Below are 1001 nucleotides of genomic sequence, written 5' to 3' on the forward strand. Positions count from 1 at the left end.
GGCGGTTGAGGTCGTCGCGGGTGTACTTCCAGCCGAACGGTTCGGCGCTTCGGTTGTAGCGATCCTGGAACGCGAGGATGCGTGCGGCGAGATCGTCGAGGTCTGCGAAGTCGCCGGTGGCGATGGCTTTGCGCTGCAGGATCGAGAAGTAGATTTCGACCTGGTTGAGCCACGAGGCGTGCACCGGAAGGTGCACCAGGACCGCGTTGGGAAACGCATGACGCATCCGGTCTTTCGAGGCCTGACCTGCGTGGGATGAGCCGTTGTCGACGACCCAGAACACTCGCTTCGCGGATGCGTATGGCTCTTGGGTCATCACCTGCTCGACCAGTTCGGTGAACGGGGCGATCCCTGTCTTGGGTGCGGTCATCCCCATCACGCGGGCCTGGTGGACGTCGTAGGCGGCGAAGTAGGCCAACGTCCCACCGCGGCGGTACTCGAACTCCACGCGCCGCGGCTGACCGGGCCTGGCGGGAGTCTCGGCGTGACGGCGTTTGAGGGCTTGGAGCTGTGATTTTTCGTCCGCACTGATGACGTACTCATCGTCGCCGAGAGCAACGCCGTTCCAGCGCCGGTGGTACAGGTCCAGCACCCGGGCGGCCTTGACGGCGAAGTCGGGGTCGCGGGGAAAAATCCACGACCGGTGCTGCCACGGCTTGATCGCATCTGCGGCCAGCCAGCGCCCGATCGTCGCCGACGCCACGGGGCGCACCAGCCCTGTGGCCACGGCGTGGGCTCTCAACTCGGCGGCCGACCATCTGGTCAGTGGCAGACCGTGGTCAGCCGGGCGCGTACACGCCAACGCTTTGACCTGGGCGACCTCGACGGGGGTGAACACTCGCGGTCGTCCCGAGCGGGGCCGATCTTTGAGACCCTCCAGGCGCTCGGTGCAGAACCGATGCCGCCACTGGCGCACCGTGTCTTCGCACACCCCGACCTCGCGGGCGATCGCAGCGTTGGCATCACCGGCAGCGGCCGCCAGGACGATCCGGGCTCGCAGT

At 66.9% G+C, this 1001-nt stretch carries 1 protein-coding gene; it reads right to left on the reverse strand.

What is annotated here, in order from left to right; genetic code table 11:
• The coding region (locus tag HMPREF3086_RS11090) for an IS630 family transposase (RefSeq protein WP_371441667.1) at nucleotides 1-1000 on the reverse strand (1000 nt) is incomplete at its 3' end.
• Nucleotide 1001: the final 1 nt, after the last annotated feature.

This window comes from Dietzia sp. HMSC21D01 (assembly GCF_001815995.1).
GTDB lineage: Bacteria > Actinomycetota > Actinomycetes > Mycobacteriales > Mycobacteriaceae > Dietzia > Dietzia cinnamea.